Source organism: Ochrobactrum sp. Q0168, assembly GCF_016427605.1.
Classification (GTDB): Bacteria; Pseudomonadota; Alphaproteobacteria; order Rhizobiales; family Rhizobiaceae; genus Brucella.
Genome location: NZ_JAELXQ010000002.1, coordinates 659,880 through 673,139 on the forward strand (window position 1 = coordinate 659,880; position 13,260 = coordinate 673,139).

The following is a 13,260-nucleotide window of genomic DNA, read 5'->3' on the forward strand; positions in this document are numbered from 1 at the left end:
ACAACCACTGGATTTAAGCATTATTCCTGAAACAGATCAAGAACGTCGTGTGGCGGTTGAGAGTTGGATTTTACCAGGAAACGCGCGCGCCTATGCGGCCCGAGAGAAGCCTGAAGCGCTCACCGCCGAGATTGAATTCATAGGATGCATTGGCATAAAGCGCGGTATTGTCCGCAATTTTGGTCGTGAAACCGGCACCGAGTTCCAGACTTGTTTCCTCCCAGGACGGGCGAAGCCGGTCACTGTTGAAGTAGATCGTATCGCTCGCCTTGAATTGGTGCCAGACATTGGCCAGCACGAACGGATTGAACGGTCGCTCGTTGAGCGTGTAATTGCCTTGCAGGCGCGCGCCGACACGGCCTGTCCAGCTATCGTTATTGTCGTAACGGATGGTGCCGCCGGGATCGGTCGCCTCATCGAAATTCTGATACTGCCAGTAAATCTGCGCCTGCGGTTCGATAACCCATTTATCGGAGATCGAGAACTTCTTGCCTGCTTCAAGAGACGCCGACCATTCCTTGCCATGGAAGCTGGAGCTGTAGTCCGCAACCGATTCCGTATCGATGCTCAGCCAGGAATGCATGACGATGGCGTCGATATAGGCTTCGTCTTCCCAGGTATGGGTCCAGTAAGCGCCGAGGCTGTAAGCATCGACATCGATATTGCCGATCTCGATATTATTGCCATAGATGTTTCTGGCGCGCATATCGCCCCAGCCGCGCGCATAGCCTGCCATCAGACCGAGCGTATCAAGCTGACCGTCGTCATGTTCGGCGCGATAGACCGGCACGCCGAACTGCATGCCCCACTGATTGCCCTTGTAGCGCTGATCGGCAAAGGTGCTGAGATTCTGGCGATATTGATCACCGAACATACGCGCCCAGATGATGTGCTTGTTTGCCTCATCGCCAAACCAGGACTGTTCGCCGTGCCGTTCGTGGAAGGTGCCGAGCGCCACGCGCAACAACCCGCGCACGACGGTGGGCGTAGCGCCGAGTATGGGAACTTCCGGGCGAACCAGCGTGATACTGCCGCCGCCGTCGCCGCCGCCCGTTCCTCCGCCTGTACCACCTCCGGTGCCACCGCCAGTACCGCCGCCGGTTCCGCCACCTGTGCCACCGCCGGTGCTGCCGCCAGAGCCACCGTCTGCGCCGCCATCTCCGTCACCCCCACCAGGCCCCGGAATCAACCATTCGGCTGGAATGCCCGGCAGACTTGCATCAATGCCGGAAAAGTTATTGCGCAAATACCAGTTGCTTTCCGTGCCCGCCTCCACGCCGCCCCGGACCAGCTGATATTCGTAGATACCGGCAGAGGCGCGCCGGGCAAGGTTAAACGTGGTCGCGCCGGTGGTCGCTCCATTGACCGCCTCCACCACGAGAATACCGTTCTGGCGGGTTTGTGCTCCCGTCCCGCCGACATTGTTGACGACGATGCCGGTTGAACCGGTCGTCGTGCCGTTCGAAATGACCAGCTTGTCGGATGGCGCATTGTCACCGGCCAGAACCGTATTCAGCCAGAGCTGGCCCGAATTGCCCTGATAATTGCCGACGATGGTGAGGCTATCCGAGGTGGAATTGGAGCCGTTGGTGAGATCGATCACGCCGGCATTCACCACCTGCGTGAGACTGCCGCCCACCGCCGGACTGATGTTCCAGCTGCCGCTGCCAGCGCGCAGATAGCTGCTCGAATCAATGGTGAGCGTGCCGGTCGCAGTGCCGCTGTCGCCAAGCGTCAGATTGCTGTTCATCGTCAATTCCGACGCATTTTGAAGCTCGATAAGCTCCCAGTTAATCAGACGCTGCGGATTGCTGCCCTTGGTGTTCTGCCAGGTCAGACGATCTGTGCCGAGGCCGCCATTGATCTGGATGCCTTTCAGCTGGGTATCGGTCAGCCCCTGAAACACGGCGACGTCATTTTCCGTGCCCATATCGATGCCGCCGATCAGTCCGCCGGTCCACAGCATATAGTCGGCGCCCGCGCCTGCCATCAGCGAGCCGGTGACTTCGCCGCCGGACAAGAGGAACCGGTCATTTCCGTCATCCTGATTGACCGTCGCGCTGACACGACCGCCGCGCATATCGAAAAGATCGTCGCCAGCCCCTTGCGAAACGCTGCCATTGATCTGGCCGGGATCATAATTGATGATCGTGTCATTGCCGGAACCGAGCGCAATCGTGCTCTGGATTGTGCCGTAATTCTGCACATATGTCTGGCTGGCGCCATTGACGAAAATGCCATTGTTGAGCGACGCGCCCGTGGTATTCGTGATATTGGTCGCGCCATCGCCATTGATGGTGACGCCATTGTTCAACGTGCCATCATTGGTGATGATATTGGTGCTGTTGCCCGTGAAGCTGAAACCCGAATTGATATGCGAATTGGCGTAGTTGTGAACCGTATAGGTCCCGCTGCCGCTGATCGTCAGGCCGCCATTGATCGTGCCGCGATTGTCGAAAACGAGGCTGGTCGCATCGTTTATGACAACGCTCTGCGCATTGCCCGAATGAGTGACCGTCAGCGCGCCCATGCTGCTGGCGGTGAACGGTCCATTCAGATTGGTGTTCTGCTCGATCACGACACCGAGACTGCCAAGTCCGCTGGTGTTGAACCCGTTCGGATTGCCGCTACACACGACTGTATCGCCTGACGCAGGTGTTGCAGGCGTACAATCGGCCAGCGCTGTTTCTGTATAGGGAAAGAGGAAAAGAACCCCGATGACGGGTATGGGGATCTTAAACTGAGGGGCATTCAGACGCAGTAACGGAAAAGCGTTATTTTTTCTGTCCCCAGTCGAATGGTGCATCAAGATCCCCTCGAATACTATTCGTAAATCACTGAATAAATCGAATTCTGCATTAATGAGCGGGCTTGGCAATCATATAAATTAGGCGTTTCTAAATTTGGTGGGTCCTAGGATCCCCCATGAAGCCCAAAGCTAGCATTCAGTTTGATTTTGCAAATCTGCTCAATGCTATAGCCAATGGAAGCGAATGCCTGGCCAAAAGAAACGGGCCTCCATTGCTGGAGACCCGTTTCGAAACGGCCATGCCGGGCCGGCGCGTACAATCAGCGCTTTACTTCCACCGCATCCCAGAACAGCGCGGCGACATTGGTGCCGTCGAAACGCTCGATCTCGCGAATGCCGGTTGGCGAGGTGACGTTGATCTCGGTCATATAGTTGCCGATCACATCGATGCCGACGAGAATGAAGCCGCGCTCCCGCAGGGAGGGGCCGATGCGTTCGCAGATTTCGCGTTCGCGCGGCGTCAGCTTGCTCTGTTCGGCCTTGCCGCCCGCATGCATGTTGGAGCGGGCATCGGTTTCCGATGGCACGCGGTTGATCGCCCCCACCGGCTCGCCGTCGATCAGAATGATGCGTTTGTCGCCTGCGCGCACATCTTTCAGGTAACGCTGCGCGATGAATGGTTCGCGGAAGAGCTGTCCGAACATTTCGAGCAGCGACGAAAGATTGCGGTCGCCATCGGCCAGATGGAACACGCCCGCGCCGCCATTGCCGTAAAGCGGCTTGAGGATGATGTCGCCGAACTCGCGGCGGAACTCCATGACTTCCTGCGGGTCCTTGGTGATGAGCGTTTCCGGCATCAGGTCGGGAAACTCGGTGACGAAAATCTTTTCCGGGCTGTTGCGCACCCAGGCCGGATCGTTGACGACCAGCGTTTTGGGATGAATGCGCTCCAGAAGATGCGTATTGGTGATGTAGTTCATGTCGAACGGCGGGTCCTGACGCAGCAGCACCACGTCCATTTCCGACATATCACGGCGGATGGGCTCGCCCAGCGTGAAATGGTCGCCCACGACATCGCGCACGTCCAGCTTTTCGAGACGGGCCGAAACGACGCCATCGCGCATCGACAGGCGGTCAGGCGTGTAGTGATACAGCTCGTGGCCGCGCTTTTGCGCCTCCAGCGAAAGCGCAAATGTCGTGTCGCCCTTGATGTTGATCGTGCTGATATGGTCCATCTGGACCGCGACTTTGAGAGCCATGATTTCCTCGCGATTCGAAGTTGCGGGAAATCTAAAACGGAATGAACCGGCGATATAGTGCCTTTCTGTCGTCGACACAGTGCCAATTCGGGCTTTCCAGCGTCCGCGAAACACAAAAAAGTGTTTGCGACACGGACCTCACTTCCAAAGTGGGGAACCCTCCCCATATGATGGATCACAAATAAATCCCCTAGATTCAAGGGACCCCCATGAAAAAGATTGGCTTTCTCTCGTTTGGCCATTGGTCGCCCTCGCCGCAGTCGCAAACCCGTTCGGCTGCCGATACGTTGTTGCAGTCCATTGATCTGGCCGTCGCCGCCGAGGAGCTGGGGGCCGATGGCGCCTATTTCCGCGTGCACCATTTTGCGCGCCAGCTCGCCTCGCCCTTCCCGCTTCTGGCCGCAATCGGCGCCAAGACCAGCAAGATCGAGATCGGCACAGCCGTGATCGACATGCGCTATGAAAACCCGCTTTACATGGCGGAAGACGCAGGCGCTGCCGACCTGATCTCCGGTGGACGCCTGCAGCTTGGCATCAGCCGCGGCTCGCCGGAACAGGTGATCGACGGCTGGCGCTATTTCGGCTACGCGCCGGAAGAAGGCCAGTCCGATGCCGATATGGGGCGCAGACATGCGGAAGTATTTTTGCGCACGCTGAAAGGCGAAGGCTTTGCGCAGCCCAATCCGCGCCCGATGTTCCCCAACCCGCCCGGTCTGTTGCGCCTCGAGCCGCATTCGGAAGGATTGCTCGACCGCATCTGGTGGGGTGCGTCGTCCAACGCGACGGCTGTCTGGGCGGCCAAGCTCGGCATGAACCTGCAAAGCTCCACGCTGAAAGACGATGAGACCGGCGAGCCGTTCCATATCCAGCAGGCCAAGCAGATACGCGCCTATCGCGAAGCATGGAAGGAAGCGGGCCACAGCCGCACGCCGCGCGTTTCGGTGAGCCGCAGCGTCTTTGCGCTCGTCGACGACCGCGACCGCGCCTATTTCGGCGCTGGCGGCAAGGAGCAGGACAGCATCGGCTATATCGATGAGAATACGCGGGCGATTTTCGGTCGCTCCTATGCGGCAGAGCCGGACGATTTGATCAAGGAACTGGCGCAGGACGAGGCGATTGCCGAAGCCGACACCCTACTTCTGACCGTCCCCAACCAGCTTGGAGTCGACTATAATGCCCATGTCATCGAAGCGATTTTGAAACATGTCGCTCCGGCGCTCGGCTGGCGCTGAATTGCCCCATTTATGCCATGCCGAAGCTTTTCATTTGGCGGGAAAATGCTCTAGACACAGCGGTTGAATGATACTTTTCGGGAGGAAAAGGTGACGTCCGTCCAAACTGCTATATTCGCCGACCATACTGCCGAACTGGGCGAAGGCCCGGGTTACGATCCGCTGACAGGCCATGTCTGGTGGTTCGATATTCTCGGGCACAAGCTGATCGAGCGAAACTGGGAAAGCGGGGCAATGGAAGTTCATGACCTCGGCATGAAAGCCAGCGCCCTCGCCGTTATCGACCGCGAGCGTCAGCTTGTGGTCAGCGAACACGGGCTGTTCATCCGCGAACGCGCCAATGGCCGCCTGACCATGCATCATCCGCTGGAAGCCGACAATCCGGTGACGCGCTCCAACGATGCACGCGTCCACCCGTCGGGCGCGTTTTGGATCGGCACCATGGGCCGGAAGGCCGAGAAGGATGCTGGTTCCATCTGGTGGTATCGCGAAGGCCAGGTGAAAAAGCTTTTCTCCGGCATCACGATCACCAATTCGATCTGCTTTTCCCCGGACGGAAAGATCGCCTATTTCGCCGATACCGACCGCAACATCATCTGGCGCGTCGATACCGATCCGGAAACGGGCCTGCCGGTTTCGGACAAGAGCGTCTTTCATCATCGTGTTGAAGAAGGCGGCGTTGACGGGTCGGTCGTGGATGCGGAAGGCACCGTCTGGAACGCTTGCTGGGGCGGAAAGGCGCTTCACGCCTATTCGCCGCAGGGTCGTCTGATCCGCTCTATCGAGCTGCCAGTTACCCAGCCATCTTGCCCGGCCTTTGTCGGGCCGGATGCGGCGGTGATGATCGTGACCAGCGCCCATGAAGGCATGAACGAAGAAGCCCGCAATGCCGACCCCCATGCCGGAAAGGTGTTGCTGCTCGATCTCACATTGGCAGGGCGGCATGATCCGCCGGTATTGCTCTAAAAGAAAAAGGCCCTCTTCGGGGCCTTTTCACATTCCAGCTGAAAGCGCGCTTTTTGCACGCACATCTTGTCCGAAAACCGCTTCGCACTTTTCGGGATGTGCTTTAGCCTTCAAAAGCCTCGACGATGAGGACTTCACCATCCGCGACCGTCCGGCGTATCGCGGCTGCGGCCTGATATTCCGGTGAATTGAAGCAATCGAGTGCGTGCTGCATCGTCTCGAATTCGATAACGACATTGCGTGCGCGGCCTTGCCCTTCGACGGCTTCCGCCTTGCCGCCACGCGCCAGGAATTTCGCGCCATAACGCTCGAATGCAACCTTCGAGCCTGCCACATAATCCTTGTAGCGTTCCGGGTCGCGCACATCCACGCGGGCGATCCAATAGGCTTTTGTCATGCTGTGCTCCTCCAATATTATTTACGCAACCGAGCGCATTTCTTTCAGAATGGCAAGCGCAGACGCTTTGCGATCCGCCGCGCCGACAATCGGTCGCGCTACGACGAGATGGCTTGCGCCTGCTTGCAGCGCATCCGCAGGCGTCATGACGCGCTTCTGATCGCCCTTCTCCGCGCCTGCGGGACGGATGCCCGGTGTCACCACGGCCATATCCGGCCCAATTGCCTGACGTATGGCGGCAGCTTCGGCAGCTGAAGCAACGATACCGCCCATGCCGGCGTCCAGCGCCTGACGCGCACGCTTCAGCACCAGCGTTTCCGCATTGTCGGAATAGCCTGCTTCCCGAAGGTCGGCATCATCCATCGATGTCAGCACCGTCACGCCGAGCAGGCAGAGATCGGACCCCTTGGCCGCTTCGACAGCGGCGCGCATGGCTTTCGGATAGGCATGGAGCGTGAGCATTGAGACGCCCATCTTCGCAACATTCTCCACGCCCTTGGCAATGGTGTTGTCGATATCGAGCAGCTTCATGTCGAGGAAGACTTTTTTCTTCGCCGCAATCAGGCTCTTCGCAAAATCGAGACCGCCCGCGAAAACTAGCTGATAGCCGATCTTGTAGAAGGAAACGGCATCGCCGAGTTCCTCAACGGCTTTTTCCGCTTCGGCGATAGTTGGCACGTCGAGGCCCACGATCAGGCGATCGCGTAAGTCTGTCGTCGTCATGAAATTCTCCGCTGCAATTTTTGTTCTATTCGCACAACAGGGCGCGGTACGAAAGATACCGCGCCCTGAAATATGCAGATTGAATGGAGAATCAGCTGACCCGGCCGAGCACGCTCTGGCAGACGGCTGTGAGCATCCTTGCGCTGCGCTCATCCTTGAGCGTTCCGTCCTCGTTGAATGCCACCGAGGCGCGGCCGACCGAACATTGTTCGGTCACGACCTGGGTTCCAACCGCCATGAGTACGGCGCGCAGGTGGTACAGCCCGCGCATACCGGCGAACATGCCGTCCGACGTCGAGCACAGACCGACCGTCAGGCCGCTATAGGGCCGCAACGGCTGGTCGCCATCCTTGGAAATACGGCTGACCCAATCGAGCGTGTTTTTCAGCAGCGGCGGGATGGACGCATTATATTCCGGCGAGCAGATCAGAAGCGCGTCGTGTTCGGCAAAAAGCCGACCGAGCTTCATGGCGTTTTCAGGTACGCCATGCTCCTTTTCCAGATTCTGGTCCATCAAGGGCAGCGGATAATCGGCAAGCGTGATGCGGGTGACGTCCGCCCCCTGCGCCCGCAATTCCTGTTCGGCGGCATCCGCCATATGACCCGAGAAAGCGCCGATACGGATCGAACCGGCGAAGACAAGAACACGTGCGGTCATGGACAACTCCTAGGAAGTCAGTGTCTGAATGAAAAAGCGGCATGCCGTGGCGAAAATGGTGATTTCGCGAACCGGAGCGCAGCGTACTTTTGGGTACGTGAGCACCGGAAGCACAGAAATTGCCATTTGCAGACCGGCATGGTGACTTTTGGATCAGACACTCAGCCGAGCGGCCTGCGGTAAACCCAAAGCTGCGCTGGCGGAACATTGCGCATGACGAAATCATAGTGCTGAACCGTGTAGTTTCCGCGACCCGCTGGAACCGGCGGCAGAGGACCATAAGTGATCTGCATGAACGGACGGCCACGCGGAATGCGCGTCAGCATATCTTCGATCAGCTGGACGCGGCGCGCCATCGGGAAATTGAGCAACGGTACGGCAGAAATAATACTGTCGAACTGCTGGTCCTTCATGGCGCCGAGCGTGGTGTCGAGATCGAACGCATCGCCCTGGATGATGTTCACCTCGGGATAGGTCTTGTTGAGATGCTCGACAAAGTCCTGCGAATACTCAATCGAATAAAGATCGGACGGCTTCACGCCATGCTTGAGGATCGCCTTGGTGATGACACCGGTGCCCGGTCCAAGTTCCAGAACCGGCAGGCCCGAATGAATGTCGATGACGCTTGCCATGCGTCGCGCGGTGATGGAGCTGGTCGGCAGAATGGCGCCGACCGCTTTCGGCCCGTCAATCCAGCCTTTGAAAAAACGGATTTCCTCGTCGAATTTAGCGGCGAGTTTCCTGCCGAGTTGACCTGCCATTCCGCATGCTCCCATTGTCGTTATTGGACAAGTTTATGCCGCTTTCAATTCGCTAAGCAAGGCAGGAATAAGGAAAATACGAAAAAAGGGAGCCGCATGGCTCCCCTTTTTTAATCACCTATTCCCTCGAAGAATTCCTTCATCCGTGAGAAGAACCCGGCTGATTTCGGGCTGTTCTCCTGCGAGGAGAGTTTTTCGAATTCCTCCAGCAATTCCCGCTGGCGCTTCGACAGGTTCTGCGGCGTCTCGATATCGATCTGGATATAGAGATCGCCCACTGCCTGCTGTCGCAAAACCGGCATACCCTTGCCCTTGAGGCGGAACTGCTTGGCGTTCTGCGTGCCTTCGGGAACCTTCACACGGGTCTGCGTGCCGTCCAGTGTCGAGACTTCGAACTGGCCGCCCAGCGCCGCCGTGGTCATCGAGATCGGCACCTTGCAATAAAGATCGGAACCGTCGCGCTGGAAGAACTCATGCGGCTTGACCGAAAGGAAAATGTAAAGATCGCCCGACGGTCCACCGCGCATTCCGGCCTCGCCCTCGCCTGCAAGGCGAATACGGGTACCATCCTCGATACCGGCCGGGATATTGACCGAGAGCGAACGCTCCTGCGTCACGCGACCCTGACCGTGGCACTTGCCGCAAGGGTCCTTGATGACCTGACCGCGACCGTTACATGTCGGGCAGGTGCGTTCCACCGAGAAGAAGCCCTGCGCCGCGCGAACACGGCCCGAACCCGAACACATGGTACAGGTGGTGGGCTGCGAACCCGCCTTGGCGCCGGAACCGGAGCATTCGTCACAGGTGATGGAGGTCGGCACGCGAATCTGCGCCGTCTTGCCGGCAAATGCTTCTTCGAGCGTCACTTCCATATTATAGCGCAGATCGGCGCCGCGTTCGCGACCGTTGCTGGAACGGCGGCGACCGCCACCCATCATCTCGCCAAAAATATCTTCGAAAATATCGGCAAAACCGCCTGCGCCCGCAAAGCCATTGCCGAAACCGCCGCCCGCGCCGCCATTTTCGAAGGCAGCATGGCCGAAACGGTCATAGGCGGCCCGTTTCTGCGGGTCCTTCAGCGTTTCGTAAGCTTCGCCGATTTCCTTGAACTTGCGTTCAGCTTCCGGATTATCCGGGTTGCGATCAGGATGGTACTGCATGGCAAGCTTGCGAAAAGCCGCTTTCAGCGTCTTGTCATCGCAGGACTTTTCTACGCCCAATGCTTCGTAATAATCGATCTTCATACGTCCGTTACCCCGGCGGCTGGACCGGACTCCCAACCGGAGCCTTCGTTATTATTCGTCATATGCCGAATACAGAAAACTGGCAAAAGCCCGGCATGGAGCCGGGCTTTCACTGTCAACGGCAGATGATTACGACTTCTTCTTGTCGTCGTCGATTTCTTCATAGTCGGCGTCAACGACATCGTCCTTGGACGAAGCCTGTTCGCCGCCTTCGGCGTCCTCACCTTCAGAAGCCTGCGCTGCCTCATACATGGCCTGACCAAGCTTCATCGCCGTTTCAGCGAGCGTCTGGGTCTTGGCCTTGATGTCTTCGGCATCGTCGCCTTCAAGCGAGGTCTTGAGCGCTGCAATAGCGCCTTCGATGGCCTGCTTGTCGTCTTCCGAAACCTTGTCGCCGTAATCCTTCAGCGACTTTTCCGTCGAATGGATCAGGCTTTCGGCCTGGTTCTTGGCTTCGACAGCATCACGGCGCTTCTTGTCGGCTTCGGCATTGGCCTCGGCGTCCTTGACCATCTTTTCGATGTCGGCATCCGACAGACCGCCCGAAGCCTGAATGCGGATCTGGTGCTCCTTGCCGGTGCCTTTATCCTTGGCCGAGACGTTGACGATACCGTTGGCATCGATGTCGAAGGTCACTTCGATCTGCGGCACGCCGCGCGGTGCAGGCGGAATGCCCACGAGGTCGAACTGGCCGAGGATCTTGTTGTCGGCAGCCATTTCACGCTCGCCCTGGAAGACGCGGATCGTCACAGCCGACTGATTGTCTTCGGCGGTGGAGAAGGTCTGCGACTTCTTGGTCGGGATGGTCGTGTTGCGGTCGATCAGACGGGTGAACACGCCACCGAGCGTTTCGATGCCGAGCGACAGCGGGGTCACGTCGAGTAGCAATACGTCCTTGACGTCGCCCTGCAGAACGCCAGCCTGAATTGCCGCACCCATGGCGACGACTTCGTCCGGGTTCACGCCCTTGTGCGGTTCCTTCCCGAAGAAGGCCTTCACGACTTCCTGGATCTTGGGCATACGGGTCATGCCGCCGACCAGAACCACTTCGTCGATTTCACCGGCCTTGAGGCCAGCGTCCTTCAGAGCGGCCTTGCACGGCTCGATCGTGCGCTTGACGAGATCTTCGACAAGGCTTTCGAACTTGGCGCGCGACAGCTTGATGGCCAGATGCTTCGGACCCGTTGCGTCGGCGGTGATGAACGGCAGGTTGATTTCGGTCTGCTGCGCGGACGACAGTTCGATCTTGGCCTTTTCGGCAGCTTCCTTGAGGCGCTGCAGAGCAAGCTTGTCGTTCTTCAGGTCGATGCCGCTTTCCTTCTTGAACTCGGTGATCATGTAGTCGACGATGTGCATGTCGAAGTCTTCACCACCGAGGAACGTGTCACCGTTGGTGGACTTCACTTCGAACACGCCGTCGCCGATTTCAAGCACCGACACGTCGAAGGTGCCGCCGCCGAGATCGTATACGGCAATGGTCTTGCCTTCGCTCTTGTCGAGGCCGTAAGCCAGCGCAGCGGCGGTCGGCTCGTTGATGATGCGCAGCACTTCCAGACCGGCGATCTTGCCTGCGTCCTTGGTGGCCTGACGCTGGGCGTCGTTGAAGTAAGCGGGAACCGTGATAACGGCCTGCGTGACGGTTTCGCCGAGATAGGATTCAGCCGTTTCCTTCATCTTCTGAAGGATCATCGCGGAAACCTGCGATGGCGAATACTTCTTCCCGTGAACTTCCACCCACGCATCGCCATTGTCGCCCTTGACGATCTTGTACGGGACGAGATCCTTGTCCTTGGTAACCATCGGATCGTCGAAACGGCGACCGATCAGGCGCTTGACTGCAAAAAGGGTGCCTTCCGGATTGGTGACGGCCTGACGCTTCGCAGGCTGACCAGCGAGACGTTCGTCACTATCGGTGAAAGCAATAATGGAAGGCGTCGTGCGGGCGCCTTCGGCATTCTCGATGACCTTCGCGCTCTTACCGTCCATGACGGCGACGCAGGAGTTGGTCGTTCCCAGATCGATACCAATAACTTTAGCCATATTTCTCTCCATTCAGCAAACCGCCAAGACCTCTACCGAGCGTTCCATGGGCGGCTCCTACGGTTTTTCACAATGCCCGCTTCAAGGTTGGGTTTCCGGAGGTTTTTTCAAGACCCCTCGGCCTGTCATCGAAGCCCTGTGCGAGGCGTATATAAGAAAGGCGCTTTTTCACTGCAAGTCAGAACAGCCGGACAGCCATAAATTCCTTCCCGGTCGTTCTGACAGGTCTGTTTCCAGACGGTTCTATACCTCTACGAAACCACTATTCTTGCCCGCGCGATAGATCGCATCGATAAAGCGCTGGTTTGCCTTGGAATTCTCCAATGAAAACAAGGATACATCCTCGCCCCGCACCGCGCGCACAAAATTTTCCGCCTGCAACTGGTAGTGGTTCGCGTCCGAAAACGACCATTCCGTCGCTTCCGTGTGGCCCGCGTCGTAAAGCGTGATGCGGCCATGACCGTATTTGCCGGTATTGAACGGCGCATGAACCTCGATGAAGCCCTTGTCACCGTGGAAAACCATGAACTGACGTCCGGCAAGCTGGGTCGCGACATAGAAAGTCATATCGAAACCATCGAATCGCGCCGCGACATTGGCATAGCGGTCGGTGCCGAAATTCGGGTCGATTTCGACAGACGCCTGCACCGAAAGCGGTTCCTTGCCCGTCACCATGCGCGTTACGACCGTGGGGTACACGCCGATATCCGGCAGCGCGCCGCCGCCAAGATCCGGCTGGTTGCGCATATTGCCGGGATCGACGTTGAAATAGCTGAAAGCGCCCTGAACATGGCGCAACGTGCCGATGGCGCCTTCCGCCAGCAAGGCGCGCACCTTGATCCATTGCGGATGATAATAGACCATGAAGGCTTCGGCGATGGTGACCTTATGCTTGTCGCGCGCAGCGATGAGCAGGTCGATATCATCGGCCTTGAGCGCTATCGGCTTTTCGCAAAGCACATGTTTGCCAGCTTCTGCGGCCTTGATCGTCCATTCGATATGCTGCGATGTCGGCAGCGGGATATAAACGCCGTCCACCTGATCGCTGGCGAGCAATTCCTCATAGGAGCCAAAGGCAAGCGGCGCGCCGAAACGGTCGGCCACGGCGCGGGCGCGGGCGTGATCGCGGCTCGCTATCGCATGGACAACACCGTTATCCGACGCGGCCAGCGCCGGTATCACCTGCGTAACGCCGATTTTGGCGGTGGAAAGAATACCCCAGCGGAACATG

Annotated in this window: 11 protein-coding genes; 2 read left to right on the forward strand and 9 right to left on the reverse strand. The window is 58.1% G+C overall.

Annotated elements, in window-relative coordinates:
* Positions 1 to 70: 70 nt before the first annotated feature.
* Both JAU75_RS07370 and gshB read right to left on the reverse strand, forming a co-directional pair.
* On the reverse strand, positions 71 to 2,635 hold the full coding sequence (locus tag JAU75_RS07370; protein ID WP_199055864.1) for an autotransporter outer membrane beta-barrel domain-containing protein: 2,565 nt from the start codon (positions 2,633 to 2,635) through the stop codon (positions 71 to 73).
* Between the two features lie 434 nt (positions 2,636 to 3,069).
* Positions 3,070 to 4,008, reverse strand: coding sequence for a glutathione synthase (gshB, locus tag JAU75_RS07375; protein ID WP_199055865.1), 939 nt, complete (start codon positions 4,006 to 4,008; stop codon positions 3,070 to 3,072).
* A 209-nt stretch (positions 4,009 to 4,217) separates the two neighbouring features.
* On the opposite strand from gshB, the gene JAU75_RS07380 reads away from it, so the two are divergent.
* Both JAU75_RS07380 and JAU75_RS07385 read left to right on the forward strand, forming a co-directional pair.
* A complete protein-coding gene (locus JAU75_RS07380; RefSeq protein ID WP_199055866.1) occupies positions 4,218 to 5,240 on the forward strand; it encodes an LLM class flavin-dependent oxidoreductase in 1,023 nt (340 codons plus the stop codon).
* A gap of 90 nt (positions 5,241 to 5,330) precedes the next feature.
* Positions 5,331 to 6,206, forward strand: coding sequence for an SMP-30/gluconolactonase/LRE family protein (locus tag JAU75_RS07385; protein WP_199055867.1), 876 nt, complete (start codon positions 5,331 to 5,333; stop codon positions 6,204 to 6,206).
* 103 nt (positions 6,207 to 6,309) lie between these two features.
* Here the strand turns inward: JAU75_RS07385 and JAU75_RS07390 are convergent, their stop codons facing one another.
* The 7 genes from JAU75_RS07390 to JAU75_RS07420 all read right to left on the reverse strand — a co-directional run bounded on the left by JAU75_RS07390 (position 6,310) and on the right by JAU75_RS07420 (position 13,259).
* Entirely contained in the window at positions 6,310 to 6,603 is a 294-nt protein-coding gene (locus JAU75_RS07390) for a DUF1330 domain-containing protein (protein WP_078337686.1), read from the reverse strand.
* Positions 6,604 to 6,624: 21 nt separating this feature from the next.
* Positions 6,625 to 7,326 carry an orotidine-5'-phosphate decarboxylase gene (pyrF, locus tag JAU75_RS07395; protein WP_199055868.1) on the reverse strand — a complete coding sequence of 234 codons (702 nt, stop codon included), beginning with the start codon at positions 7,324 to 7,326 and terminating at the stop codon, positions 6,625 to 6,627.
* A gap of 91 nt (positions 7,327 to 7,417) precedes the next feature.
* Positions 7,418 to 7,984, reverse strand: a complete 567-nt coding sequence (locus JAU75_RS07400; protein ID WP_199055869.1) for an NAD(P)H-dependent oxidoreductase — start codon at positions 7,982 to 7,984, stop codon at positions 7,418 to 7,420.
* Between the two features lie 161 nt (positions 7,985 to 8,145).
* Entirely contained in the window at positions 8,146 to 8,745 is a 600-nt protein-coding gene (gene pmtA, locus JAU75_RS07405; RefSeq protein WP_199055870.1) for a phospholipid N-methyltransferase PmtA, read from the reverse strand.
* Between the two features lie 110 nt (positions 8,746 to 8,855).
* Positions 8,856 to 9,989, reverse strand: a complete 1,134-nt coding sequence (gene dnaJ / locus JAU75_RS07410) for a molecular chaperone DnaJ (protein ID WP_199055871.1) — start codon at positions 9,987 to 9,989, stop codon at positions 8,856 to 8,858.
* 129 nt (positions 9,990 to 10,118) lie between these two features.
* Complete coding sequence (dnaK, locus tag JAU75_RS07415) at positions 10,119 to 12,029, reverse strand: molecular chaperone DnaK (protein ID WP_199055872.1); 1,911 nt, start codon at positions 12,027 to 12,029, stop codon at positions 10,119 to 10,121.
* A gap of 243 nt (positions 12,030 to 12,272) precedes the next feature.
* A complete protein-coding gene (locus tag JAU75_RS07420; protein WP_199056029.1) occupies positions 12,273 to 13,259 on the reverse strand; it encodes a Gfo/Idh/MocA family protein in 987 nt (328 codons plus the stop codon).
* Between the last annotated feature and the right edge of the window lies 1 nt (position 13,260).

What these genes read in the sequence shown, in the direction of transcription:
- gshB (WP_199055865.1), bottom strand. Translation starts at nt 4,008, where the DNA reads ATGGCTCTCAAAGTCGCGGTCCAGATGGACCATATCAGCACGATCAAC.
- JAU75_RS07380 (WP_199055866.1), top strand. Translation starts at nt 4,218, where the DNA reads ATGAAAAAGATTGGCTTTCTCTCGTTTGGCCATTGGTCGCCCTCGCCG.
- JAU75_RS07390 (WP_078337686.1), bottom strand. Translation starts at nt 6,603, where the DNA reads ATGACAAAAGCCTATTGGATCGCCCGCGTGGATGTGCGCGACCCGGAA.
- pyrF (WP_199055868.1), bottom strand. Translation starts at nt 7,326, where the DNA reads ATGACGACGACAGACTTACGCGATCGCCTGATCGTGGGCCTCGACGTG.
- JAU75_RS07400 (WP_199055869.1), bottom strand. Translation starts at nt 7,984, where the DNA reads ATGACCGCACGTGTTCTTGTCTTCGCCGGTTCGATCCGTATCGGCGCT.
- pmtA (WP_199055870.1), bottom strand. Translation starts at nt 8,745, where the DNA reads ATGGCAGGTCAACTCGGCAGGAAACTCGCCGCTAAATTCGACGAGGAA.
- dnaJ (WP_199055871.1), bottom strand. Translation starts at nt 9,989, where the DNA reads ATGAAGATCGATTATTACGAAGCATTGGGCGTAGAAAAGTCCTGCGAT.
- dnaK (WP_199055872.1), bottom strand. Translation starts at nt 12,029, where the DNA reads ATGGCTAAAGTTATTGGTATCGATCTGGGAACGACCAACTCCTGCGTC.
- JAU75_RS07420 (WP_199056029.1), bottom strand. Translation starts at nt 13,259, where the DNA reads ATGTTCCGCTGGGGTATTCTTTCCACCGCCAAAATCGGCGTTACGCAG.